The organism is Formosa undariae (genome assembly GCF_042427615.1).
GTDB lineage: Bacteria > Bacteroidota > Bacteroidia > Flavobacteriales > Flavobacteriaceae > Formosa > Formosa undariae.
Window position 1 is genome coordinate 246,431 of record NZ_JBHMEZ010000011.1, and the last position, 23,613, is coordinate 270,043.

At 33.7% G+C, this 23,613-nt stretch carries 19 protein-coding genes and 3 tRNA genes; 16 read left to right on the forward strand and 6 right to left on the reverse strand.

Translation table 11 applies throughout. The features are described 5' to 3' along the window. Nucleotides 1-37 precede the first annotated feature (37 nt). From ACFFVB_RS09670 to clpX, 7 genes are all read left to right on the forward strand, one after another. A complete protein-coding gene (locus tag ACFFVB_RS09670; protein WP_382382517.1) occupies nucleotides 38-751 on the forward strand; it encodes a pyridoxine 5'-phosphate synthase in 714 nt (237 codons plus the stop codon). A gap of 21 nt (nucleotides 752-772) precedes the next feature. Next, a complete protein-coding gene (locus tag ACFFVB_RS09675) occupies nucleotides 773-1,537 on the forward strand; it encodes an alpha/beta fold hydrolase (protein WP_382382518.1) in 765 nt (254 codons plus the stop codon). Nucleotides 1,538-1,578: 41 nt separating this feature from the next. After that, the gene (locus tag ACFFVB_RS09680; protein ID WP_382382519.1) at nucleotides 1,579-2,625 is read left to right on the forward strand and encodes an energy transducer TonB; all 1,047 of its coding nucleotides are present in this window, start codon (nucleotides 1,579-1,581) and stop codon (nucleotides 2,623-2,625) included. A gap of 31 nt (nucleotides 2,626-2,656) precedes the next feature. Further along, on the forward strand, nucleotides 2,657-3,007 hold the full coding sequence (locus tag ACFFVB_RS09685) for a phage holin family protein (protein WP_382382520.1): 351 nt from the start codon (nucleotides 2,657-2,659) through the stop codon (nucleotides 3,005-3,007). A gap of 162 nt (nucleotides 3,008-3,169) precedes the next feature. Continuing rightward, complete coding sequence (gene tig / locus ACFFVB_RS09690; RefSeq protein ID WP_382382521.1) at nucleotides 3,170-4,498, forward strand: trigger factor; 1,329 nt, start codon at nucleotides 3,170-3,172, stop codon at nucleotides 4,496-4,498. A 94-nt stretch (nucleotides 4,499-4,592) separates the two neighbouring features. After that, on the forward strand, nucleotides 4,593-5,267 hold the full coding sequence (clpP, locus tag ACFFVB_RS09695) for an ATP-dependent Clp endopeptidase proteolytic subunit ClpP (RefSeq protein WP_382382522.1): 675 nt from the start codon (nucleotides 4,593-4,595) through the stop codon (nucleotides 5,265-5,267). A gap of 61 nt (nucleotides 5,268-5,328) precedes the next feature. Further along, nucleotides 5,329-6,561: an ATP-dependent Clp protease ATP-binding subunit ClpX gene (gene clpX / locus ACFFVB_RS09700; RefSeq protein ID WP_382382523.1), complete on the forward strand. Its 1,233-nt coding sequence runs from the start codon at nucleotides 5,329-5,331 to the stop codon at nucleotides 6,559-6,561. 173 nt (nucleotides 6,562-6,734) lie between these two features. On the opposite strand, the gene ACFFVB_RS09705 is transcribed toward clpX, so the two are convergent. After that, a complete protein-coding gene (locus tag ACFFVB_RS09705) occupies nucleotides 6,735-8,267 on the reverse strand; it encodes a GH3 auxin-responsive promoter family protein (RefSeq protein ID WP_382382524.1) in 1,533 nt (510 codons plus the stop codon). Nucleotides 8,268-8,307: 40 nt separating this feature from the next. Between ACFFVB_RS09705 and ACFFVB_RS09710 the strand changes: the two genes are divergently transcribed. Then, nucleotides 8,308-9,102, forward strand: coding sequence for a DUF2797 domain-containing protein (locus tag ACFFVB_RS09710; RefSeq protein WP_382382525.1), 795 nt, complete (start codon nucleotides 8,308-8,310; stop codon nucleotides 9,100-9,102). 63 nt (nucleotides 9,103-9,165) lie between these two features. On the opposite strand, the gene rpsU is transcribed toward ACFFVB_RS09710, so the two are convergent. The 3 genes from rpsU to ACFFVB_RS09725 all read right to left on the reverse strand — a co-directional run bounded on the left by rpsU (nucleotide 9,166) and on the right by ACFFVB_RS09725 (nucleotide 11,110). Next, nucleotides 9,166-9,360, reverse strand: a complete 195-nt coding sequence (rpsU, locus tag ACFFVB_RS09715; RefSeq protein ID WP_318496787.1) for a 30S ribosomal protein S21 — start codon at nucleotides 9,358-9,360, stop codon at nucleotides 9,166-9,168. 41 nt (nucleotides 9,361-9,401) lie between these two features. Next, nucleotides 9,402-10,265 carry a sigma-70 family RNA polymerase sigma factor gene (locus ACFFVB_RS09720; RefSeq protein ID WP_057777960.1) on the reverse strand — a complete coding sequence of 288 codons (864 nt, stop codon included), beginning with the start codon at nucleotides 10,263-10,265 and terminating at the stop codon, nucleotides 9,402-9,404. 140 nt (nucleotides 10,266-10,405) lie between these two features. Beyond that, complete coding sequence (locus tag ACFFVB_RS09725) at nucleotides 10,406-11,110, reverse strand: queuosine precursor transporter (RefSeq protein ID WP_382382526.1); 705 nt, start codon at nucleotides 11,108-11,110, stop codon at nucleotides 10,406-10,408. A gap of 157 nt (nucleotides 11,111-11,267) precedes the next feature. Here ACFFVB_RS09725 and folK point away from each other — a divergent pair, with 157 nt between their 5' ends. Further along, nucleotides 11,268-12,389, forward strand: coding sequence for a 2-amino-4-hydroxy-6-hydroxymethyldihydropteridine diphosphokinase (folK, locus tag ACFFVB_RS09730; RefSeq protein WP_382382527.1), 1,122 nt, complete (start codon nucleotides 11,268-11,270; stop codon nucleotides 12,387-12,389). On the opposite strand, the gene ACFFVB_RS09735 is transcribed toward folK, so the two are convergent. After that, nucleotides 12,386-12,922, reverse strand: a complete 537-nt coding sequence (locus ACFFVB_RS09735; protein ID WP_382382528.1) for an RNA methyltransferase — start codon at nucleotides 12,920-12,922, stop codon at nucleotides 12,386-12,388. The two genes, folK and ACFFVB_RS09735, sit on opposite strands and share 4 nt — an antisense overlap. Nucleotides 12,923-13,056: 134 nt before the next feature. On the opposite strand from ACFFVB_RS09735, the gene mutS reads away from it, so the two are divergent. The 5 genes from mutS to ACFFVB_RS09760 all read left to right on the forward strand — a co-directional run bounded on the left by mutS (nucleotide 13,057) and on the right by ACFFVB_RS09760 (nucleotide 17,634). Next, nucleotides 13,057-15,678: a DNA mismatch repair protein MutS gene (mutS, locus tag ACFFVB_RS09740; RefSeq protein WP_382382529.1), complete on the forward strand. Its 2,622-nt coding sequence runs from the start codon at nucleotides 13,057-13,059 to the stop codon at nucleotides 15,676-15,678. Nucleotides 15,679-15,809: 131 nt separating this feature from the next. After that, nucleotides 15,810-15,881: transfer RNA gene (locus tag ACFFVB_RS09745), tRNA-Gly, on the forward strand. A 36-nt stretch (nucleotides 15,882-15,917) separates the two neighbouring features. Beyond that, nucleotides 15,918-16,003: transfer RNA gene (locus ACFFVB_RS09750), tRNA-Leu, on the forward strand. Nucleotides 16,004-16,088: 85 nt separating this feature from the next. Further along, a tRNA-Leu gene (locus ACFFVB_RS09755) sits at nucleotides 16,089-16,174 on the forward strand. 512 nt (nucleotides 16,175-16,686) lie between these two features. Then, the gene (locus ACFFVB_RS09760) at nucleotides 16,687-17,634 is read left to right on the forward strand and encodes a sugar phosphate isomerase/epimerase family protein (protein WP_382382530.1); all 948 of its coding nucleotides are present in this window, start codon (nucleotides 16,687-16,689) and stop codon (nucleotides 17,632-17,634) included. 59 nt (nucleotides 17,635-17,693) lie between these two features. Here ACFFVB_RS09760 and ACFFVB_RS09765 read toward each other — a convergent pair whose 3' ends face one another. Continuing rightward, the gene (locus ACFFVB_RS09765; protein WP_382382531.1) at nucleotides 17,694-20,015 is read right to left on the reverse strand and encodes a patatin-like phospholipase family protein; all 2,322 of its coding nucleotides are present in this window, start codon (nucleotides 20,013-20,015) and stop codon (nucleotides 17,694-17,696) included. A gap of 247 nt (nucleotides 20,016-20,262) precedes the next feature. On the opposite strand from ACFFVB_RS09765, the gene ACFFVB_RS09770 reads away from it, so the two are divergent. Both ACFFVB_RS09770 and mgrA read left to right on the forward strand, forming a co-directional pair. Then, entirely contained in the window at nucleotides 20,263-22,512 is a 2,250-nt protein-coding gene (locus tag ACFFVB_RS09770) for a transglycosylase domain-containing protein (RefSeq protein WP_382382532.1), read from the forward strand. 69 nt (nucleotides 22,513-22,581) lie between these two features. After that, nucleotides 22,582-23,571 carry an L-glyceraldehyde 3-phosphate reductase gene (gene mgrA / locus ACFFVB_RS09775; RefSeq protein WP_382382533.1) on the forward strand — a complete coding sequence of 330 codons (990 nt, stop codon included), beginning with the start codon at nucleotides 22,582-22,584 and terminating at the stop codon, nucleotides 23,569-23,571. Nucleotides 23,572-23,613 lie beyond the last annotated feature (42 nt).

Sequence of the window (23,613 nt, forward strand, 5' to 3'; positions counted from 1 at the left end):
TTCTACTTTGTATTTTTGTGGTATTAAAATAGGATTCATGACAAAGTTAAGTGTAAATATTAATAAAATAGCCACGCTAAGAAACTCTCGAGGCGGTGATTTGCCAAATGTTGTTCAATTTGCTAAAGATGTTCAGCGGTTTGGAGCAGAAGGTGTAACCATACATCCAAGACCAGACGAGCGCCATATTCGTTATCAAGATGCGTTCGATTTAAAATCTGAAGTATACACCGAATATAATATTGAAGGAAATCCTATTAAAAAGTTTATGGATATGGTTTTAGAGATAAAACCAACACAAGTTACCTTGGTTCCAGATGGCGACGATGCGATTACGTCTAATGCGGGTTGGGATACGATAAGGCATAAAGATTTTCTGTCTGATATTATTAAAGAGTGTAAACGAAATAATATACGGACATCTATTTTTGTAGATCCTGATTTAAAACAAATTGAAGGGGCGAAAGAAACAGGAACAGATCGTATCGAATTATATACCGAAGCCTTTGCGCACCAATTCGGATTAGGGAATTCAGATAGTATTTTACCATATACAGAATGTGCCGTTTTAGCCGAACGTTTAGGTCTGGGGATAAATGCTGGTCACGATTTGTCTTTAGATAACATTAAGTTTTTTAAAGATAATATTCCTGGTTTACTAGAGGTGTCAATTGGGCATGCTTTAATTTCAGAAAGCTTGTATTTAGGTATTGAGAACGTAGTAAATATGTATTTAAATAAACTGAAGTAAATAGTTCAAAATAAAAAAGTAATGCAATTACATTCAAATATATTAGGAGAAGGGACACCCTTTATTATTCTTCATGGTTTTCTAGGGATGAGTGATAATTGGAAAACTCTGGGGACTAAATTTAGCGAGCTTAATTATCAGGTTCATCTTTTAGATCAGCGTAATCACGGGAGAAGTTTTCATAGCGACGATTTTAGTTATGAACTTTTAGTAGAAGATTTAAAAAGCTATTGCGATGCCAACAATTTAAAAGACATTGTGCTTTTAGGGCATTCAATGGGGGGGAAAACAGCCATGTTATTCGCTACAAAATATCCGGAATATGTTTCCAAATTATTGGTTGCCGATATTTCACCTAGATTCTATCCAGTGCATCACGATGCTATTTTAAACGGATTAGGAGCTTTAGATTTTGCTGAAATAAAATCAAGAGGTGCTGCAGATAAAGAGCTGGCGCAATATGTATCTGATTTTGGAACCCGTCAGTTTTTACTAAAGAATTTATATTGGGTAGAAAAAGGTCAATTAGGATTGCGTATAAACGTTGAAGCGTTAACAGAGAATGTTTCCGAAGTTGGAGAGGCCTTGCCGATTCATGCTGAATTTGATGGAGATACTTTATTTCTTCGCGGAGATAAATCTGAATATATAGCACTACAAGACGAAAGTATAATAAAAACACATTTTCCGAAGGCCACAATTGTGACAATAAAGAATGCAGGACATTGGTTGCATGCCGAAAATCCTGAAGATTTTTATAATGAGGTGATTCGTTTTATAAAATAGAATAGTATATTTATAAAGAGGACGTTAATTATAAATAAACTATGAAAATTTTTATTACGTGCGTAATCGCTTTATATTCAATTTGTATGTGTGCCCAAAGATTACATGAAGATGGACCATTTAAATTGTATTACGAGAATGGAAATTTAAAAGCTGAGGGTGTTTATAAAAACAATTCTAAAGTAGGTAGGTGGAATGATTATTTTTCTAATGGTCAGTTAGAGAAAGAAAGATTCTATCACGAAAATAGAGATTGGGCAGGCTTTATACGGACGTATTCCGAGGATGGAATCTTGGTAAGAGAAGAACAATTAAATCATGAAGGTAATATTGAGGTAAAGCATTATTTTGAAGATGGGAGTGTGCATAGAGCATATTTAAAGAAGCCGGTTAACGAAGGTAAATCTTTTTTATTAACAGGTTTGTATCAAGAGTATTATGCAAACGGGGTGCTTAAAGTTGAAAGTCATTTTAGTGAAAATGAACTTATAGGGACGTGGAAACAATATTATCCAAACAAAAATATAGAGTGGGAAGTCAATTATGTTGACAGTTATAAGCAAGGTTTATATAAGCAGTTTTATGAAAATGGTCATTTGAAAATTGAAGGTATCAATGATTTAGATTTGAAAAATGGAGATGAAAAACATTTTGATTCTAATGGAAATTTAAGACAAACGCTTAAATATAAAAAGGGATCACTTAAAAATGCCTCAAAGGATTCAGATCAAGTTGAAATTCCAGAGGGAGTATTAGAGCGCGTACCTATTTATCCTGGTTGTGAAGGAGCATTAGGGAATGCAGGAAAAAAGAAATGTATGTCTTCAAAAATAGCCCGATTTGTAGGGCGAAAATTTAATAATTCTTTTAAAAGTGATACAAACTTAAGAGGGATTCAGAAAATTCATGTAATTTTTAAAATTGACAAAAATGGACATGCAATAGATGTAAGTGCCAGGTCTGTTCATGAAGCTTTCGAGACAGAGGCTATTCGGGTAATAAATTTATTGCCTCAAATGATTCCTGGTTATCAATTTGGAGAACCAGTAGAGGTTCCTTATAGTTTTCCTATAAATTTTAAAATATAATTAATTAGTAAATTCATTAAAAATTAACATTATGAAACAAATAATTAGATTCCTATTAACAGCTTTAATCGTTGTTTTGTTAGGTCGATTTTTATCCGGTATACATGTAGACGATTATATTACAGCTATTATTGTAGCCTTGGTTTTGGCGGTGCTTAATATTATTGTAAAACCACTTTTGCAAATTTTAACCTTTCCAATAACCATAGTCACTTTTGGCCTATTCTTATTCGTAATTAATGGGTTAATTATCTTGCTTGCGGGATATCTAGTTGGTGGTTTTCATGTAGATTCTATTTGGTCCGGAATACTCTTTAGTATACTATTAACTATACTTCAGTCAATAATATATAGCATAGTAGGAGAAGAAGATAAAAAATAGTCTGAAATACAAGACGTTAAAAACTTTGTAGGGTTGTAAAAATGTTTTATTTTTGCAGCCCGTTTTTAATTAGAAAAATCAAGGAGAATCTGTACTTTTAAGTTAAAAAATCAGAACAGAAACTTATGTTAAATGCCCAAGCTGGGTTTTATATCATTTAAAATGAATATTACAAGAGAGAACATTGATGCATTAAATGCTGTAGTAAAAGTTGAGATCGTTAAAGAAGATTATAGCGAGAAAATAGATAAAATCTTAACAGATTACCGAAAAACAGCTAACATTCCTGGTTTTAGAAAAGGTCATGTACCAATGGGAATGGTAAAAAAGCAGTACGGTAAAGCCGTTTTGGTAGACGAAGTAAATAAAATATTACAAGAAGCCTTAAATAAATATTTATCTGAAGAGAAATTAGATGTATTAGGGCAACCTCTTCCTAAAGCTCAAGAAGGTATCAATTGGGATGCTGATGCATTTACTTTTGAATTCGAACTAGGTTTAACTCCTGAATTCGAAGTTGAATTAAAAGGTGATAAAGCAATTACTCAATATAACATTGTTGCAGACGATAAAATGATCGACGAACAAATTGAGAATATCAAAAAACAATACGGAAAATTAATTCCTCAAGATGTTATAGAAGAAGACAGTGAAATCACTGGAACTTTTAAAAACGAAGAGAAAGAGATTGAAAATACAATTACTTTAACTTTAGATAAACTTAAAGGGAAAGCTAATGCTAAGAAATTTGTTGGATCTAAAGTTGGTGATGTTATCACACTTAAAACAAAAGGTCTTTATGCAGACGATCACGATTTAATGAATGCTTTAAAAGTAGCTCATGATGATGCTCATGGATTAGAAATTGAAGTAACATTTACTATTTCTGAGGTTAACAAACGTGAGGCTGCAGACTTAGATCAAGAATTATTTGATAAATTATTTGCTGATGGTTCTGTAAAATCTGTTTCAGATTTAAAAGACAAAATTAAAGAAGATGCTGAAAAGCAATTCGTACAGCAAGCAGATCAAAAGCTTTTAAACGATATTACTGAATATTTAATAGAAAGTACAAAATTTGATTTACCAGCAGAATTTTTACAAAAATGGATTCAAGCGTCGGGTGAAACTGCTCTTGATGATGCCGCAGCTAAAGAAGAGTTTGAAAAGTCTGAAAAAAGCATGCGTTACCAATTAATCGAAGGTAAATTAATTACTGCTAATAACATCCAGATTACTATGGATGATATTAAAGATCATGCAAAAAACATGATTAAAGCACAAATGGCTCAATTTGGGCAAATGAATCCTTCAGATGAAGAATTAGAAGGTATCGCTGCACGTGTTCTTGGAAATCAAGAAGAAGCACGTCGTATTTCTGAGCAAATCGTTAGTCAGAGACTATTAGAGGTGTATAAAGAAAAAGCAAATTTAGAAGTGAAAGAAGTGACTTACGAAAACTTTGTTAAAGAAGTTTACGGAGACAAATAAGTCAACTGTTTTAAAGAATAATCATTATATTTAGGCGTTGAATAGGTTTTATTCAGCGCCTATTTTATTCATTTTTTTAATCTAAAAGAACATTATGAATTACGGAAAAGAATTCGAAAAATTCGCTATAAAAGATCAAGGGATTAGTAGTACATATTACAACCAAATTATTGGGAGTATGTATCCTACAAATTTAACTCCAAACATTATTGAAGAACGCCAAATGAATGCTGTATCTATGGACGTGTTTTCACGTTTAATGATGGATCGTATTATCTTTATGGGTACTGGAATTAACGACCAAGTTGCTAACATTATTCAAGCACAATTATTGTTCTTAGAAAGTACAGATGCTAATAAAGATATTCAAATTTACATTAATTCTCCAGGAGGAAGTGTATATGCAGGTCTAGGTATCTACGATACTATGCAGTTTATTAAGCCAGATGTAGCAACAATTTGTACAGGTATGGCAGCATCTATGGGAGCTGTTTTATTATGTGCAGGAGCAAAAGGAAAACGTAGTGGTTTAACACACTCTCGTGTTATGATTCACCAACCTTTAGGTGGAGCGCAAGGACAAGCTAGTGATATTGAAATTACAGCTCGTGAAATTTTAATATTGAAAGAGGAATTGTATAAGATTATTAGTAAGCATTCTGGTCAAAGTTACGACAAAGTACATACTGATAGTGATCGTGATTACTGGATGAAAGCTGATAAAGCTAAAGATTACGGTATGATTGATGAAATATTAGTAAGAAGCTAATACAAATCAAAAAAAATAGTAGCATTTGGCTGGTATTTAAAAGTGAAATTTAAAAAGATTTATGGCAAAGGAAGAATTAGAATGTTCGTTTTGTGGAAGAAAAAAACCTGAAACTAGTTTATTAATAGCAGGTTTAGATGCGCATATATGCGATCGTTGTATCGAACAAGCACACGGTATTGTTGTAGAGGAATCTAAGCAAACGGATAATAGTGAATTATCTGCCGAATTAATGTTGCGTAAACCACTTCAAATTAAACAATTTTTAGACGAGTACATTATTGGTCAGGATATGACTAAAAAGGTAATGTCTGTCGCTGTATATAACCATTACAAACGTCTGTTACAATCGCCTTCTAAAGACGATATTGAAATACAGAAAAGTAATATCATGATGGTTGGGCAAACAGGTACAGGGAAAACATTAATGGCTAAAACCATTGCTAAAATGTTAAACGTACCTTTAGCTATAGTAGATGCTACGGTATTAACTGAAGCAGGTTATGTTGGTGAAGATGTAGAAAGTATTTTAACACGTTTATTGCAAGCTGCAGATTACAGTCTAGAAAAAGCTGAAAAAGGAATTGTTTTTATTGATGAAATTGATAAAATTGCTCGTAAAAGCGATAACCCTTCAATAACTAGAGATGTTTCTGGAGAAGGTGTGCAACAAGCATTATTAAAACTTTTAGAAGGAACAACTGTTAACGTGCCACCAAAAGGAGGTCGTAAGCATCCAGATCAGAAGTTTATTGAAGTGAATACGGAAAACATTTTATTTATCGCAGGAGGAGCATTCGATGGTATCGAGCGTAATATTTCTAAGCGTTTAAATATGCAAGCTGTAGGGTACAGTGCTTCTAAGTCTGATGATATAATCGATCAGAATCATTTGTTGCAATATATTATTCCAAAGGATTTAAAAGATTTCGGATTAATTCCTGAAATTATTGGACGATTACCTGTATTAACTTACATGGACCCGCTTGATGCTAAAACCTTAAGAGCCATTCTTACAGAACCTAAAAATGCCATTATAAAACAATATGAGAAGTTGTTCGAAATGGATGATATTGAATTTCATATTACCGATGGTGCTTTAGATTTTATTGTGGAAAAAGCGATAGAATATAAGTTAGGTGCTCGTGGATTACGTTCGTTATGTGAAGAGGTGTTAACCGATGCGATGTTCGAACTTCCTGGTACAGATGAGAAGGAACTAAGGGTGACAAAAGCATATACCGAGAATAAATTAAATAAAACAACGATTAAAAAGTTGAAAGCAGTGTCTTAATACTTTTTATAATAGTTTATCAAAAAAAACCACTCAATTGAGTGGTTTTTTTTTTTGATTGGTGTGAAATATTTTTAGCGACTATGATTGAGTATAAGCTGATTAATAGCATGGTAACCGTATCGTGTAACCGAGTATTATAAAAGAATGACTTAATTCTTAGTTGATTCTTCTTATTTATCAGAACAGCAATTGGTGTTTAACGTTAATAATTCATCAATGTATTCTCTAGAATTTGAAAGTCTCGGAATTTTATGTTGTCCGCCAAGTTTATTGTGTAGTTTAAGCCAATCGTAAAATAGATTTTGTCTTCCAATATGTATTTTAGGTTTGTTTAATGTCAGGTTATTATAGCGCTTGGCTTCATAATCAGAATTTAAGGCCTTTAATGCATTGTCAAATAGTTCATTAAAATAATTAATATCATTTGGTGCTTTTTTAAACTCTATAATCCATTCATGTGCGCCTTTTTCTTTGCCAACCATAAATATAGGAGCCGCAGTGTAATCCACAATTTCGGCTTTGGTACGCTTACATACCTTTTTTAAAGCATCTTCAGCATTTTCAATAATGAGTTCCTCTCCAAATACATTTATGTGGTGTTTGGTGCGTCCAGAAACTTTTATTTTATACGGAGAAAGGGAGGTAAATCTAACGGTATCTCCAATTTTATATCTCCATAATCCTGCATTTGTCGTGATAACTATGGCGTAATTTTTTTTCAATTCAACTTCTGCTAATGGAATAATTCTTTGGTCTACTGTTCCATAAGTATCCATCGGAATAAACTCGTAGAAAATGCCATAATCTAGCATGAGTAATAGATCCTTACTGTCATTTTGATCCTGTATGGCAAAGAACCCTTCAGAAGCATTATAGGTCTCGTAATATTTGAAACTAGAATCTGGCAGTATTTTTTTGTATTGATCTGCATAAGGGGTAAAACTCACGCCGCCATGAAAATATACTTCTAAATTAGGCCAAACTTCATGTAAGTTTCCCTTACCAGTTGTTTCTAGAACATTGTTTAATAACACCAACATCCAAGAGGGAACACCTGCAAAGCTAGTCACGTTTTCCATTATAGTTTCATCTACTATGGCTTGCATTTTAGTTTCCCAATCACTCATCAACGATACTTTATTACTTGGGGTACTGCTAAATTCAGCCCAAAAAGGCATATTGTCAATTAATATTGCCGATAAATCACCATATATGGTTCCGTTTTCTTTGTATAATTCTTTGCTTCCGCCAAGACGAAGTCCTTTTCCTGTAAAGAGTTGAGAGTTTTCGTTATTATTTAAATACATACAAAGCATATCTTTTCCTGCGGCATAATGGCAATCTTCTAAAGACTCATTACTTACAGGGATAAATTTACTTTTTGCATTAGTTGTTCCGCTAGATTTAGCAAACCACTTGATGTGCGATGGCCAAAAGATATTTTGTTCGCCAACACGTGCACGTTCAATTACATCTTGATAATCTTCGTAGGTAGAAATAGGAACGCGTTCTGCGAATGTCCTATAATTTCGTATTGTACGAAATTCATGCTGTTTACCAATTTTAGTATCTCGAGCGGTGTAAATTAAGTTTAATAGTAATTCTTGCTGTACCTCATTAGGGTATTTTAAAAATAGTTCAATTTGATGAAAACGCTTTTTTAGAAACCAAGAGGCAATTGAGTTTACTATAGTAATTGGCATATTTACATTATATTTATGAACTAAAAATAATACTTTTTTTATGACTTACGAGGGTGTTCTAACAAAAATGGAAACCGAATATGCGAAACCTATTCAATATTATTTAGTTTTTGATTCTGACTTTTTAAATATGAATCAGTTACTAAATAAAACTTTAAATATTAAATTCCTTAAATATCAATGTTTGAATTGCGGATTAGATAAAAAGATCTACAGACAGGGCTATTGTAAGAGTTGTTTTTTTGAGGTTCCTCAGGCTGCAGATTGGATTATGAAACCGGAATTGAGTAAAGCACATTTGGACGAAGAAGACCGAGATTTAGCATTTGAAAAGAAGGTGCAGTTGCAACCTCATATTGTGTATTTGGCAAATTCTGGTAAGGTTAAAGTTGGGGTAACACGAAAAGGTCAGGTGCCAACGCGATGGATAGATCAAGGGGCTCATGAAGCCATAGAAGTTGTTGAAGTTCCAAACAGATATCTAGCAGGAATTACCGAAGTGGCGCTTAAAGATTATGTGTCTGATAAGACCAATTGGAGAACGATGCTTAAAAATGAAATTGAAGATGAAAATTTGGTAGAATGGAAAGATAAGTTGAAAGCTTATATTCCGGAAGAAGCAAAACCGTATTTTATCGATTCCAATTCGGAAACGGAAATTGAATTTCCAGTCCTGCGCTATCCTATAAAACCAAAATCCTTAAATATTGAAAAAATGCTCGAGTATACAGGAGTGTTAAAAGGGATAAAAGGACAGTATCTTATTTTTGAAGACGACACTGTTTGTAATGTTCGTGGTAACGAAGGGATGTATGTCTCTATCAGTATAGACTAAAACTGAAAAAACACGCTTTAGATAAATATCTGAGCGTGTTTTTTCTTTATATAAAGTCGACAATTAAATATCTTCTTGATCTCTCAAGTTTTGGATATAAGCCGCTTTTTGATTTTCTCTTCTTTTCTTAACAGAAGGCTTTGTGAAAAATTGATTTTCTCTTAGGTTTTGCATCACCTTTACGTTTCTGTGTTTTCTCTTGTAACGTTTAAGGGCGCGATCGATTTGCTCGCCTTCTTTTACTATAATTTTAAGCATCTAAATTCTGGTTTTAAGTAATTATTAATAAGTTTTCAGGATTATCCTAAATAAGTTTTCAATATTTTGTTTTTAGAACTATGACGTAAACGTCTAATTCCTTTTTCTTTTATTTGTCTAACACGCTCGCGAGTTAAATCGAATGTTTCTCCAATTTCGTCTAAACTCATCGGTGCTTCATTACTCAATCCGAAAAACAAACGCAATACATCACTTTCTCTAGGAGATAATGTGTCTAATGCTCTGTTAATTTCAAGATTTAAAGATTCGTACATTAAGTTGTTGTCAGGATTTGGTGATTCACCAGATTTAACAACATCATATAAGCTAGACGTTTCTCCTTCTTTTAATGGTGCATCCATAGAAAGATGACGACCAGAATTTTTAAGAGACTGTTTTACTTCGCTTACTGTCATGTCTAATTCGTTTGCAATTTCGTCTGCACTTGGCGGACGTTCATGCGATTGCTCTAGAAATGAATAGGCTTTATTAATTTTATTAATAGAACCAATTTTGTTTAATGGTAATCTTACAATTCTAGATTGTTCTGCTAGAGCTTGTAAAATTGCTTGACGAATCCACCATACGGCATAAGAAATAAACTTAAAACCACGTGTTTCGTCGAAACGCTTTGCTGCTTTTACCAAACCAGCATTACCTTCGTTAATTAAATCGGGTAATGTTAAACCTTGATTTTGGTATTGTTTTGCAACTGAAACTACAAATCGTAAATTAGATGTCGTTAATTTATCTAAAGCTACTTGGTCTCCTTCTCGTATACGCTGCGCTAATTCAACCTCTTCCTCGGCTGTAATTAATGGCATTTTACTTATGTCTTGTAAGTACTTGTCTAACGATTTAGATTCCCTGTTCGTTACTTGCTTTGTAATCTTTAATTGCCTCATGTATCTGTTTTAGTTTAATGCGTATCTATCAATATAAACGAATTTTTAACAAATCCTAATAAAACACCGTTTAATTCATTAAAAATGAATAATTAAGGTGTTTTTAAGTAAATACTCATCTCAAAGAGCAAATTTCATGCCTAATAAAGTTGTATTTCATCGTTCACTTTTAGATCGAAACGTTTTCTAAAAAGATAAACGCCTAAATATAAAAACGGAGTATCAAATAAAGCCATTAAGACTTTAAATAAAAATCCGCTGATTAATAACCCGGCAAATTTAGTCCATTCTAGTTTACCAAAAAAACAAAGTAGCAACAAAACAGTAAAAGTGTCGATAAATTGTGATAAAAAAGTGGAAAAATTGTTGCGTAACCACAAATGTTTCCCTTTTGTAAGTTTTTTCCAGTAGTGATAAATCTGAATATCGATAAATTGAGCGAATAAATAAGCCATCATACTCGCTAAAACAGCAATTACGGTGCTTCCAAAAACACTCGTAAATTTAGCATCGTTTACCGGAGACCAAGAAGTTGCCGGAACAGCATCGGAAGCATAAATAATAGCCATAGAAAATATAGAAGCGAATATTCCTGTAATAACAATTTGATTGGCGGCTTTTTTTCCATAAATCTCACTTATTAAGTCCGTAATTAAAAATGTAATGGGATAAGGAAGAATTCCAACCGAGATTTCAAATAAATTGGCGCCAAAAATTGTGATGTTAAACGGGTGCCAATAAAAGAATTTCTGAAAGATAAGATTCGAGACCACTAGAGAGGTCATGAATAAAGCACCTAGTAACAGGTAGATACGATGTGCTAAAAAAAGGTCTTTTTTATTCATGTTTCTTTGTTTCAATAGCAAACCTACATATTTAATTTTGAAATGACATTTTCGTAATTAAAAGACTCCTGTTTCATGTTGAATTTTTATCTGTCTTTAATAGAAAAATTCAAGTTTAAGTAAATTACTTTTCTTTAATTTGCTCATATTTTAGTTCATGGCAAAACACGTTTACATATCTATAGGAAGCAATAAAGGCGACCGATTTCAAAATTTACAGAATGCAATACAGCGTATTTTTGAAGTTGTAGGTTCTGTGGAAAGCTTCTCGAAAGTGTATACGTCTCCTGCTTTCGGATTCGAAAGTGATGAATTTTTAAATGCCTGTTTAATTGTTAAAACAGAACTTCGGCCGGATGAAGTTATGCAATCCTTATTAGATATTGAAACAGAATTAGGACGTACACGAACAGAAGGTGCGGGTTACGAGGCACGTGTAATAGATTTAGATATTATCTTTTTTGAAGATGAAATTATAAATACCGAATTGCTAAACGTTCCGCATCCAGAAATGCAAAAACGACGATTTGTAATATTACCTTTAAATGATATTGCCTCGAAACATAAGCATCCTGTTTTAAAACAAACGGTAAAAACGTTATTAGATGTCTGTGAAGATTCAAGTGAATTACATGCGATTAGTGAAGTGCTAGAAAACCCGATATCTGCTTTTAATTTTATACAACAAAATTTTATTGCTATCGAAGGAAATATTGGTGCGGGAAAAACAAGTTTAGCGACTAAAATATCTGAAGATTTTAATGCGAAGTTGGTTTTAGAACGTTTTGCCGACAATCCGTTTTTACCAAAATTCTATGAAGATGCGCCGCGTTATGCGTTTCCTTTAGAGATGTCTTTTCTGGCAGACCGTTACCAACAAATTTCAGACGATTTATCTCAGTTAGATTTATTCAAGGATTTTATAGTTAGCGATTACGATGTGTTTAAATCTTTAATTTTCTCAAGAATCACCCTGCAAGAAGACGAGTTTAAACTCTACAGAAAGTTGTTTTATATTATGTATAAAGAAATTGCTAAGCCTGATTTGTACATCTATTTGTATCAAAATACAGAGCGTCTTCAGCAAAATATAAAAAAACGTGGTCGTGATTACGAACAACACATCGAGGACGATTATCTTAATAAAATCAATTTAGGGTATCTTGAATTCTTAAAAAATCAAACGGAATTAAAAGTCAAAATTATCGATATTTCTGATATGGATTTTGTGTCAAATCGCGCAGATTATTTGGCTGTTTTAGAACAAATTAATTCTTAATTAAGAGCCTTCATTTTACTGAATATATCCCAAATTAAAACACCTGCACTTACCGAAATATTTAATGAGTGCTTGGTTCCGAATTGAGGAATTTCAATCACCATATCGCTTTTAGAAACAACATCTTGAGCCACGCCTTTTACTTCGTTTCCAAATACTAAAGCGTAAGTTGTGTCTACTTCTGGAGTAAATTTATCAAGCATGGTAGCGTTTTCAACTTGTTCAATACTTAATACTTTTACATTTTTAGCTTGTAGTTTTTCAACAACATCTAACGTGTGTTCTGCATGTTCCCAAGCCACAGTTTCTGTACTTCCTAAAGCTGTTTTATGTATGTCTTTATGTGGAGGCGTTGCAGTAATGCCGCAGAGGTAAATTTTTTCAATCAAAAAAGCATCACTCGTTCTAAATACCGAACCAATATTGTTCAAACTTCTAATGTTGTCCAATACTATAATAACTCGTGTTTTTTTAGTGTCTTTAAAATCTTCAACACTTAATCGGTCTAACTCGCTATTTTTTAATTTACGCATACTATTTAATTTCTGTATTCTTTAATTCTATTGATTTTCTGAATAGGGTCGAACATATTTTCAAAAAAATCAAATTATGGTTACATTGCAACGGTATTTAAAATGCAAAAATAACACTAAAAAACGTCTTACCCTTGGCAAAAAAAACTAAAAAAGAAACGCCGTTAATGAAACAGTATAATGCGATTAAAGCAAAGTATCCCGATGCTTTGTTGCTATTTCGTGTAGGCGATTTTTACGAAACCTTTGGTTCAGACGCTGTTAAAGCAGCTGGGATTTTAGATATTACGCTGACAAAACGTGGTGCAGGAAGCGAAAGTGAGATAGAATTGGCTGGATTTCCGCATCATTCTATAAATACATATTTACCAAAATTGGTTAAAGCAGGCGAACGTGTTGCGATTTGCGACCAGTTAGAAGATCCAAAACAAACCAAAACGATTGTAAAACGTGGCGTAACGGAATTAATTACGCCAGGAGTTTCTTTTAACGATGAGGTTTTAAAATCGAAATCGAATAACTTTCTGTGTGCGGTACATTTTGGAAAAACCAACATCGGAATTTCATTTTTAGACATTTCTACGGGGGAGTTTTTAACCTCGCAAGGAAACGAAGAATACATCGATAAGTTACTTCAGAATTTTACTCCGAGTGAAATACTAGTATCCAAACAGAAACGGAAGACGTTTAAGGAGTCTTTTGGAGATGATTATCACGTATTTCATTTAGAAGATTGGGTGTATCAAACCGATTATACCAATGAAACCTTATTGAAACATTTCAACACAAAAACATTAAAAGGTTTTGGTGTCGAAAATTTAGAAGAAGGGATTATTGCTTCGGGGTCTGTGTTGCATTATTTAGGCGAAACACAGCATAATAAATTAGAGCATATTACCTCTATTTCGCGTATTGCAGAAGATGATTATGTGTGGATGGACCGTTTTACCATGCGTAATTTAGAGTTGTATAATTCTACCAATAATAATGCCGTTACGTTATTACATATTATAGATAAAACCATTTCGCCAATGGGCGGGCGTTTATTAAAACGATGGTTAGCACTGCCTTTAAAGGATGCTGAAAAAATAAAACAACGTCATGAGGTTGTCGATTTCTTAACTAAAGAAAAAGAAACACATCAAAAAACACGTCAGCATATTAAGCATATAGGCGATTTAGAACGCTTAATTTCAAAAGTGGCTACGGCAAAAGTGAGTCCGCGTGAGGTTATTCAGCTTAAAAATTCACTTGAAGCCATTGTGCCAATAAAAGCATTAGCGTCTCAATCTAGTAACGATGCCTTAAAGATTATAGGTGATAAATTACAAAGTTGTGATGTGTTGCGAGCAAAAATAAAAGAGACTTTAAATGAAGAAGCACCTGTAAATGTCTTAAAAGGACATACGATTGCTGAAGGATTTTCGGCAGAGTTAGATGAGCTTCGTGGCTTATCGACCTCCGGAAAGAATTATTTAGATAAGATGTTACAGCGTGAAAGTGAACGCACGGGAATAACGTCTTTAAAGATTGCGTCGAACAACGTGTTTGGTTATTATATAGAAGTTAGAAACACGCATAAAGATAAAGTTCCTGAAGAGTGGATTAGAAAACAAACTTTAGTGAGTGCCGAGCGTTACATTACTGAAGAATTAAAAGAATACGAAGCTAAGATTTTAGGAGCAGAAGAACGTATTTTAGCTATCGAGCAGAAGCTCTTTGGAGATTTAGTGGCTTGGTTGAGCCAGTATATTAAACCTGTTCAACAGAATGCATTTCTAATTGGACAATTAGATTGTTTATGCGGATTTGCACAATTGGCAACCGATAACAATTATGTGTATCCAGTTTTAGACGACACGTTTGATTTAGAAATTGTTGAAGGGCGTCATCCTGTGATTGAAAAGCAATTACCAATAGGCGAAGCTTATATTGCTAACGATGTGTTTTTAGACCGTTCGTCTCAGCAAATCATCATGATTACGGGGCCAAACATGTCCGGTAAATCGGCTATTTTGCGCCAGACAGCACTTATTGTGCTCTTGGCTCAAATCGGGAGTTTTGTGCCTGCTAAATCGGCTAGAATAGGTGTGGTCGATAAAATTTTCACTAGAGTAGGAGCGAGCGATAATATTTCGATGGGTGAATCTACGTTTATGGTCGAAATGAATGAAACGGCATCTATTCTAAATAATATGTCGGAGCGTAGTTTGGTATTATTAGACGAAATCGGACGTGGAACAAGTACCTACGATGGGATTTCTATTGCTTGGGCCATTAGCGAATATTTACACGAGCATCCTGCAAAAGCTAAAACGTTGTTTGCCACGCATTATCATGAGTTGAATGAAATGACGGAAACTTTTCCGAGGATTAAGAATTTTAATGTCTCTGTAAAAGAATTAAAAGACAACGTCCTATTCTTGCGTAAACTGGTTGAAGGTGGTAGCGAGCATAGTTTTGGTATACACGTGGCTAAGATGGCGGGAATGCCTCAGCAGGTTTTAAACCGTGCGAATGCCATATTAAAGAAATTAGAAAAATCGCATTCTAGTGAGGAGTTAACGGATAAGGTTAAAACACTATCGGACGATTTACAATTAAGCTTTTTTAATTTAGACGATCCGTTATTAGAGAATATTAAGGAAGAAATTATAAATACTGATATTGATACGTTAACGCCAGTTGAAGCATTAATGAAGTTGAATGAAATAAAACGCATGCTTGTTAAACCAAGTAAAACAGCGAAAAGTTAAAATATTTGATATTGATTCTCAGTAGCTTAAAAATTATTTGAAATTATTTTTCAAAAAAGCTTTGAGATGCCAAGAAAAGTTCTAAATTTGCATCCGCAATAGCAATGTTGCTACGTTCATTAAAAGACTACGCGAAAGTAGCTCAGGGGTAGAGCATCACCTTGCCAAGGTGGGGGTCGCGGGTTCAAATCCCGTCTTTCGCTCTATACTGTTTTGATTTTCAAAAAAATATACCAAATGCTGAAATGGTGGAATTGGTAGACACGTTGGACTTAAAATCCAATGGGTAGTAATGCCCGTGCGGGTTCAAGTCCCGCTTTCAGTACTAAAGCCTTTATCGTAAGATAGAGGCTTTTTTATTATGAATCGTAGTTCTTTTATATAGACTGTATTATAAAATTTTATACCATGCTGAAATGGTGGAATTGGTAGACACGTTGGACTTAAAATCCAATGGGTAGTAATGCCCGTGCGGGTTCAAGTCCCGCTTTCAGTACAAAGCCTTTATCGTAAGATAGAGGCTTTTTTGTTTTATATACTTTTTTAATATCCAATCATTTTCTTCTTTCTAATTTCTCTTGAGTATAACGTGGATTCCATCTTAAAATTTGCGTTTAGTAATGAAATTGAGTTTGATCTTTGTAAACAAGAAATACATTTAATTTGTCATTAAGTCCTCTAGGTTGCATGTAAAATAGTAAAACACATGTTTTTTAGGGTGTTCGAGCGGAGTCGAGAACATAAAAAAGGAGAACAAGTGCTTCTGAAAAATATTTTAATTCAAAAATTAAGACTTTTAGAAGTCAGTTTAAAAATCTAGAATTCTGTCTTTTTCGATTAACTAAAATATGAACAGAAATACAACAATTAGGCATGATCCATAATGTGTCTACTTTATAATGTATATAATTATGACTGAATAAAAACGTTGTTTATCGAAAACTAGAATAAAATCAGTATCTTTTATTCATTAAACTTACACGTCAGAAACCAATTATTAAATTCGATATGAGTATATCTAGAAGAGATTTTATAAAAAAGACGACTGTAGCAGCATCGAGTTTACCGTTACTAGGAATGCCTTTTTCAATGGCAAATAATTTTCAATTTGAAGCAGATTTAGATGTTAGTATATTCTCCAAACATTTACAGTTTTTAGATTATAAAGAAACAGGACAGATTGCTTCAGAATTGGGGTTTAACGGTGTGGATTTAACTGTGCGACCAAAAGGACATGTGTTTCCCGAAGATGTGAAAACCAAACTTCCTATTGCAATTCAGGATTTAAAATCATCGGGTTCAGATTGTAAAATGATTACTACAGCGATAGAAAGTGTAGAGCATCCGTTAGATGTCGATATTATTAAAATGGCAGGGGATAATAATGTCTCTTTTTATAGAACCAATTGGTATAAATATAAAAAGGAGTTGTCTATGCCACAGTCCTTGGAATATTATAAAAAACAAATTGAAGCATTAGGAGATCTTAATAAAGAGCATAACATTATTGGTTGTTATCAGAACCATGCTGGACGTAGTGTTGGTGGCTCTTATTGGGAGATTTACAAGCTATTAGAAACTGTAAACCCAAAATACTTTGGAACCCAATACGATATCCGACATGCTCTTGTTGAAGGAGGCTTGTCATGGGAGAACGGATTAGAATTACTTCAGAAAAGTATAAAAGTCATCGTTCTAAAAGATTTTAAATGGGGACAGGAAAGCGGACAATGGAAACCTATAAATGTGCCTATAGGTGAAGGGTCGGTCGATTTTTATACATACTTTAAATTACTAAAAAGTTATGGCCTAAATCCTCCGGTATCTTTGCATTTAGAATACCCGTTAGGTGGTGCCGAAAAAGGAAACACGACACTAACTGTGGATAAGAAAGTGGTTTTTGACGCGATGCGAAAAGACCTAAATACTATTCGCAAGATATGGAAGGAAGCTTAAATAATCTTAAGCGTGATATCCAGTGTATTTAGTGAAAAAGATTTAGGTCTTGCCTTTTTTTATCGTCCTATAGGGATACCAATTCCGAAAAATAATCGAAATTTATCTGTATTATTAACCCAAGTGAAATCTAAGTCTATAGGGCCAATCATAGACAAGTAGGAAACTTTTGTACCTATAGAATACAAGCTACTCGTATCTAAATTATCTTTCCATTCGCCGTCTGGCGAGAATGCATTTTCAGAATACTCTTTAAAGTCTCCAAATCCTACTGTTGCTAAATCAAAATGAGGTATGATATAACATTTTTTAATGAATTGATATTGTAAAGCTATGTTAGCACTCATAAACTGACTTACGGGTAATTCGTCTTCTAGTAAACCGTAAAACACAAAATCGTCTTTTCTTGGACGTCTTAAATTCCCTCCTAAGTAATAGTTGGCTCCATATCCAAATTGCTGAAAGGAAAGGTCGTCGTCTTGCGATTTATCCATAAACGTTAACCCCATATTGGCACCTAATTTTAGTGTCAGTTTTTCATTAAAAGTTTTTACAGTTTCAAAGTTCAGTCTTAATTTTGTAAAATCATTTACATGCCCAGATTGATTTTTACTTATTGACGTATCGACATAGTTAATATCTACATTATTACGTATTGTTCGTCCAACTCTCACCTCTAGATTATAACCATCTGTAGGGTAAAATACGGTGTTTAAAGTATTGTACACATATTGACCATAAAGCTCGGTGGTATTAAATTTGTAGTCATCTAAATTTAATATATTATTTACAATTTGAGGATTAGCATCTGGTCTAAGGCTCGTATGTTGGTAGTCAATTCCGAAACCAGCATAACTGTTTAATGTGTGGATATTGCGATTAATTTCATTATCAAACTGTAAATATTTGTAATTCATTTCGTCTGTAGCTTCCCCTTGAATAAAAATATCTTGATCTAATTTTTGTCCGAAGACTTCCGATCTAAACCACCAATTTTTATCTTCCCCGTATATCTTTTGATATTGTGCTTTAAATTTAGGTTGTTCGGCAATATCTAAAGTAACTAACAATCTTGAAGAAGCTCCTATAATATTTCGTCCCGTGTAATTTAATAATAAACCTACACCGCGAAAGTCGTCAAAATGAGCTGCTAATTTTACTTGATTATGAGCTTTTTCTATGGCGGTAATTTCTAGACCTATTTTGTCGCCATTAATAATTGGGTTTGTAGAGATTGAACTAAAAAGATTAGTACCTAATATTCTATTTATATGTGTTTCTGCTTCTTCAACCGTGTATTCTTCTTTTTCTTTTAATCCCGACCTTGTGGTTACTAATCTTAAATTATCTTCACTAATCCCTTTGTATACAATAGTGTCTAATGCGACAAGCTTTTTTTGAACAGGCATTACATGCGCTCTCTGTTTGAATGGTTTTAATGATTTAGCAAGAGCTACTAATTGATCTTCATTGTCTATAACTGCTTTTTTGCCTTCTTCATAAATAATAGCGCTTTTGTCAAAATCCCCAGGTGTGTATTTAAGATTAGGTACATGGTCTAATAAAATATCACATTCCTTTTTATGTTTTGCAACGAGTAAATTACTAGAAAGCATTCCGGTTTGGAATAATAAATTTTCTAGATTCCCTAATTGCTCTTTAGTTTGTAATCCGCCACTAACTTCACTTCCAATAATAAAATCTGCACCTAAACTTTTAGCAATATCAACAGGAAAATTATTTAAAACACCACCATCTACAAGTAATGTGTTTTTATATTCTACAGGTTTAAATACGCCAGGAATAGACATACTTGCACGCATAGCGGTACTTAGAGAGCCGTGGTCTAAAATAATTTGTTTTCCGTTTACAATATCTGTTGCCATAGCTCTAAACGGGATCGGGTAATCGTCGAACTTGGAAATGTTATAAACAGGATATGTTAGCACGCTAAAAAAATCTCTTAAATTCTGGTCGTTTAATATTGCGATTACCGGTTTTGGTTTTTTATCTACCACTTCAAACCCTATAGAGTAGCGTCCAAATTCACTTTTCTCTTCATTACTTACACTAGTAATAGACGCTCTACCTCCAAAAAGAGCATCCCAATCTGCATTTTTAGAAATCTCGGCAATTTGGTCACCAGTATAACCTACAGAATATAATGCACCTACAATACTTCCCATACTCGTTCCTACTATTAAGTCAGGAACGATACCAAGGGAGTCTAATTTTTGTAAGGTTGGGATGTGTGCGATTCCTAATGCACCTCCACCACTTAGTACTAAGGCGACTTTAGGTTTGTCAGCATCCTGAGCGTAGGTAGTTAGGGAGAATGAAAAACAGACTAAGAGAATAAAAAACGTGTAGAATTTATTCATAAATATTTTTAAAAAAAGAGTTAGTAGTGCGTCAAAAAGAATGACCTATACAAATGTAAGTGAAATTAATTTAGACGATATAAATCTTGTCTAGAATACAAAATAAAAAATCTCAAATAGAAATAAAAATAGCTGTAAAACAAATTCTATTTGAAAGTTGAATTCTCTTTCCTAGCTTTACAAGATTAAGTGTGTTTTTACGTTAAATTTAGTAGCGCATTATAATTAATCATTTTAAACTGTACAATTGAAAAAGAAAATAGCTAAAAAGAATAAAAATTGGTTTGTCTTAGTTTTAAAACTCATTGGTTTTGGTTTACTTCTATTGTTATTATTTATCGGCAGTATTTATATTGGTCTATGGGGGAAAATACCTTCTAAAACCGATTTAGCCGATTTAAAACAAGCCGAGGCAAGTCTTATATTAGACAAAAATGAAGAATTACTTGGAAAGTATTTTGTGTTCGATAGAAGTATCGTCAGTTTTGAAGATCTTCCCAAGTATCTTGTAGACGGATTAGTAGCTACCGAAGATGCGCGTTTTTACGAACATGGCGGTATCGATTATCCGAGTTTTTTCAGAGTGTTTTTTAAAAGTGTATTGCTGCAAGATAATTCTGCAGGAGGCGGAAGTACAATCACACAGCAATTGGCTAAAAATCTCTTCGGAAGAAAAGACTATTGGATGTTATCTATGCCAATAAATAAAATCAAGGAAATGATAGTAGCGACGAGAATTGAGGACGTTTACGATAAAAACGATATCATTGCTTTGTATTTAAATACGGTTCCTTTTAGCGAAAACACCTTCGGAATCGAGAGCGCATCTTATCGTTTCTTTAATACATCTACTAAAAATTTAACGCTTTCCGAAGCTTCAACTTTAGTCGGTACGTTAAAAGCAAATCATAGTTATAATCCGCGATTATTCCCAGAGCGAAGTCAGCTAAGACGAGATGTTGTCCTTCAACAAATGGTAAAATATGGTTATATAGATGAAGACGCAAGACTAAATGTTAGTAACCACCCCGTAGAAATCGATTATCATAAATTCACATATAATGAAGGTTTAGCTCCTTATTTCCGAGAAAATGTTCGTAAACAGGCGTCGCAAATTTTAGATAGTATAAATAATAGTGGCGATACAGAATATGATTTGTATAAAGATGGTTTAAAAATTACAACCACTTTAGATAATACCATGCAAGAGTATGCCGAAAAAGGAATGACTAAGCATATGGAACGTTTACAGAGTCAGTTTGAAAAAGCATATGGATCTAATGCACCTTGGTTAAAAGATGAGGTTATGATAACCGAATTAATTAAAAAAACACCGAAATATGAGCTTCTAAAAAAAGAGAATTTATCAGAAGCTGAAATCATGGTAGCACTGAATAAAAAATCTAAAAAACCTATTTTTAGTTATGAAGGGGATACCATTGTCTCTATATCGACTATAGATAGTCTAAAGCATTATTTAAAATTTTTAAATACAGGATTTGTAGCTCTAGAACCTAATACGGGAGCGATAAGGGCTTACGTTGGCGGAATTAATTTCGAGCATTTTAAATACGACCACGTGTCTATGGGGAAACGACAAGTGGGATCGACATTTAAACCTTTTGTATATACAACAGCATTAGAATCTGGGATGGATCCATGTACCTATATTTCGGTAAAAGAGGTAACTTATACTAATGAGGAAGATTGGACGCCTTCTAACGGTTCGAAAGATGAAACCGATCCGCACATGAATTTTTCATTAGAAAAAGCATTAAGTCAATCTATAAATACTATTGCTGTAAAATTATTAGATAAAGTGGGAATACCTGCGGTTATTAATCAAGCGCGAAAAATGGGAGTGACTTCAGAATTGCCTGATGTTCCGTCTTTAGCTTTAGGAACAGCAGAATTATCGCTTTTAGAATTAACGGCATCATATACAAGTTATGTGAACAAAAGTGTTCCGTCTAAGCCTTATTTTGTAGAGAAAATCGAAGATAAAAATGGCAAGATTCTTTATGAATACAAGCCTTCAAAACCAATGGATCCTGCGTTTAGTGAGAAGACGAGACAAACCATGATCGAGTTTATGAAAGCGACCATAAATGAAGGAACTGCAAAGCGTATGCGATCAACGTATGGCTTGTCTAATGATATGGCAGGAAAAACAGGAACGACACAAGATAATCGCGATGGTTGGTTTATGGCAATTACACCAAATTTAGTCATGGGATCTTGGGTTGGAAACGACGATCACCGTATTGGTTTTAGTAATACATCTATTGGTCAAGGGGCAAATTCTGCATTACCAATAGTGGCTAATTTTGTGTCTCAATTAAATAAAAATAATGATTTCAATAGCATAACAAAAGCTAAATTTGAAACACCTTCAGCCGAGGTTTTAGAAGCTATAGATTGTAACCCAGATAAACGGGATGGATTCTTTAAGCGACTTTTTGGAAAGAAGGAAAAAGAGAAAGCATTTGGGGAGTAATTTTAGATGAAAATTATCACCTAATAATGTCTCATTTTTTTAATACTAGTAAATTAAATTATAGCACTTATGTATCAAGCAAACGAGAATAGATATAAAGACATGTCTTACCGAAGATGTGGGAAAAGCGGTATTGTTTTGCCTCCCATTTCATTAGGGTTATGGCATAATTTTGGAGATGTAGATGTTTTAGAAAACGGAAAACAAATGTTACATACAGCTTTCGATAATGGGATTACACATTTCGATTTAGCTAATAATTACGGTCCGCCTCCTGGAAGTGCAGAGCGTAATTTTGGAGAAATCTTAAAGGCTAGTTTTTTGCCTTATCGCGACGAGCTTATTATTTCTACAAAAGCAGGTTACGGCATGTGGTCGGGGCCTTACGGCGATTGGGGATCTAAAAAATATTTGGTATCTAGTTTAGACCAAAGTTTAAAGCGTATGGGGTTAGATTATGTCGATGTTTTTTATCATCATCGTCCAGATCCAAATACACCCTTAGAGGAAACCATGTCGGCACTAGATTTAATAGTAGGACAAGGAAAAGCGTTATATGTTGGTGTCTCTAATTACAATGCAGAAGACACCTTAAAAGCTTCGAAGATTTTAAAGGAATTGGGTACACCGTGTTTAATTCATCAGCCACGATATAGTATGTTCGATCGTTGGGTAGAAGATGGATTGTTAGATGTTTTAGGCGATGAAGGTATAGGAGCGATTGCATTTTCTCCATTAGCACAAGGCCTTTTAACTAATAAATATATTAATGGTGTTCCAGAAAATTCTCGAGCTTCTAAAGCGACTGGATTTCTTCAAAAGGAGAGTGTAACTCAAGACGTGATTAATAAAGTAATTAAGTTAAATGCTATAGCCGAAAACCGTAATCAAAGTCTAGCGCAGATGGCTGTCGCTTGGTTGTTAAAAGACGATAGGATTACCTCTGTTTTAGTTGGAGTAAGTACAGAAGCACAATTATTGGATAATTTAGGAGCGTTGAAAAATTTAGATTTTTCCGACTCCGAATTAGAGGCCATAGAAGTCGTTTTAAAAGGCTAGATAATACAGTGATTTTACAACCCCATTTGTCTTAAAAGCAAT

Coding starts and splice junctions, on each gene's coding strand:
- tig (WP_382382521.1), top strand. CDS start 3,170: ATGAATATTACAAGAGAGAACATTGATGCATTAAATGCTGTAGTAAAA.
- folK (WP_382382527.1), top strand. CDS start 11,268: ATGGCAAAACACGTTTACATATCTATAGGAAGCAATAAAGGCGACCGA.
- ACFFVB_RS09735 (WP_382382528.1), bottom strand. CDS start 12,922: ATGCGTAAATTAAAAAATAGCGAGTTAGACCGATTAAGTGTTGAAGAT.
- clpX (WP_382382523.1), top strand. CDS start 5,329: ATGGCAAAGGAAGAATTAGAATGTTCGTTTTGTGGAAGAAAAAAACCT.
- ACFFVB_RS09705 (WP_382382524.1), bottom strand. CDS start 8,267: ATGCCAATTACTATAGTAAACTCAATTGCCTCTTGGTTTCTAAAAAAG.
- clpP (WP_382382522.1), top strand. CDS start 4,593: ATGAATTACGGAAAAGAATTCGAAAAATTCGCTATAAAAGATCAAGGG.
- ACFFVB_RS09710 (WP_382382525.1), top strand. CDS start 8,308: ATGACTTACGAGGGTGTTCTAACAAAAATGGAAACCGAATATGCGAAA.
- mgrA (WP_382382533.1), top strand. CDS start 22,582: ATGTATCAAGCAAACGAGAATAGATATAAAGACATGTCTTACCGAAGA.
- ACFFVB_RS09670 (WP_382382517.1), top strand. CDS start 38: ATGACAAAGTTAAGTGTAAATATTAATAAAATAGCCACGCTAAGAAAC.
- ACFFVB_RS09675 (WP_382382518.1), top strand. CDS start 773: ATGCAATTACATTCAAATATATTAGGAGAAGGGACACCCTTTATTATT.
- ACFFVB_RS09760 (WP_382382530.1), top strand. CDS start 16,687: ATGAGTATATCTAGAAGAGATTTTATAAAAAAGACGACTGTAGCAGCA.
- ACFFVB_RS09680 (WP_382382519.1), top strand. CDS start 1,579: ATGAAAATTTTTATTACGTGCGTAATCGCTTTATATTCAATTTGTATG.
- rpsU (WP_318496787.1), bottom strand. CDS start 9,360: ATGCTTAAAATTATAGTAAAAGAAGGCGAGCAAATCGATCGCGCCCTT.
- ACFFVB_RS09725 (WP_382382526.1), bottom strand. CDS start 11,110: ATGAATAAAAAAGACCTTTTTTTAGCACATCGTATCTACCTGTTACTA.
- ACFFVB_RS09720 (WP_057777960.1), bottom strand. CDS start 10,265: ATGAGGCAATTAAAGATTACAAAGCAAGTAACGAACAGGGAATCTAAA.
- ACFFVB_RS09685 (WP_382382520.1), top strand. CDS start 2,657: ATGAAACAAATAATTAGATTCCTATTAACAGCTTTAATCGTTGTTTTG.
- ACFFVB_RS09765 (WP_382382531.1), bottom strand. CDS start 20,015: ATGAATAAATTCTACACGTTTTTTATTCTCTTAGTCTGTTTTTCATTC.